Raw genomic sequence first — 1,617 nt, 5'->3', positions numbered from 1 at the left:
TGTTACTTGCTGGCTGAAATACTGCCTGTCATTAGTATTAGTTTTACTTATCTTTAATGACTTCTCTCCTATATTTTTTTCTTCGGTTGTGAATTCACCTGAGCCGGTTGAAGTTCCTACAGCTCCCAGAGTCCAGTGGGTATTCTCATTTTCCATATTATGATTTTTAAGTAAGTTTATGACCGTCTTCTGAAGCTTTGAGTCCAGCTCAAGCTTATTCTTTTTCTCATTGGAGTCGTGGAATTTATAGTATGACCCGTTATTATCGGCATCCTTGATGCTGACTGTATTGCCAAAATGATTGAATTGGTATATATTTACTCTCCCTCTGTGGTCGGTGAAGGTTGTGGTGTTTTTGCCATATGAGATATTAAGAATCTGGCCTGATTCAGAAGATGAGAAATTAGTATGGGTTTCCTGGACTTTTTTAACGCGGTATGCCAGGACACTGCCTGATGTTAAAGTATCATAATATGAATATATCATTTTATATCCATCATGATTTATAACCTCTCTTAGGTTTTTGTTGTCATCATAGACAAAAGAATTTGTTTTATCATCCGGATAATCAATAGCTATGAGGGTATCATCATTACCATCATTGTCCACATCATACCTATATTCTATTTTCCTTCCTGCAGGGTCTGTTATTCTGAAAAGACTTCCATACACATTATAACTCAATATAATTGCCCTTCCGGCACCATCTTCTACCCCTATTAACTTATTATCCGAATGTATCAATGTTATTTTATTCCCGTTTTTATCTTCAATGGTCTTTAATGTTCCGTAATAATTGAAGTTTAATTTATTTCCGTCCTTATCTTTTATGGTATGGATTGTAGATGTGCCACTGCCGCTTACGGTAAGAATGAAGTCGGTGCCAGCATCATCGACATAATGACCTTTTTCGGAATTATATTTATAGAAGTGCTTTGTACCGTCCTCGTCAATATGGGTAAAGTAATTTGCACCTGATATGGTTTCCCATTTGATGCTCTGGGTAAGATTCAGCCTCCAGCCGGGGCCGTAGCCTATATTGGTATCCTTGTCATTGCTGTTATATACGTGGTTAATTGTAACAGGCATTCTATTGCCGTTCATTGAAATATCGTTGTGGATAAACACAAGATTTCCCGTATAGTCATTTACATAACCCGTACCTGCACGGCCGACATCCTGGCTGTGATAAGTCCAGTAATTTTCCAATCCCACATTATTTACGTAAAATATTATTACCTGAGGGCGGAGGTTTGAATAGGGCGAATCGGATGAGTTAAAATTGGCCACATTGTATGAAGTTACATGGCTTTTTAGCATAACGCCATAATTTTCACCGGTATTATACCAATCTTTAACTATACCCGTAATATCAAAAAGATAAGGCTGTGATGTTGTCATTATCTGATATTCTTCTATTTTTGCTGTTTCATAAGAAGGCTTATTGCTCCAATTCAAAGTGGTTGATTCCCAGTTTTCTTTCACTTTGTGGGCGTCTATCTGCAACCCGGAGCTGCCAACTCCTGAAAGGCGCAATCCAAGGACTGCAGAAAATATGGTCTCGGCTGCTGTAAGCTTTGGAAGGTCAAATTTGATAAATGTGTATGTTTCATCCAA

1 protein-coding gene is annotated in these 1,617 nt (G+C 37.8%); it reads right to left on the bottom strand.

The genetic code is table 11. The features are described 5' to 3' along the window. The coding region (locus tag OXPF_RS17175; RefSeq protein ID WP_160317255.1) for a DNRLRE domain-containing protein at positions 1-1,617 on the bottom strand (1,617 nt) is incomplete at both ends.

The sequence above is a fragment of the Oxobacter pfennigii genome, from assembly GCF_001317355.1.
GTDB lineage: Bacteria > Bacillota > Clostridia > Clostridiales > Oxobacteraceae > Oxobacter > Oxobacter pfennigii.
The sequence above is the reverse complement of the archived record's forward strand: the minus strand, read 5'-3'. Positions and strand labels throughout refer to the sequence as shown.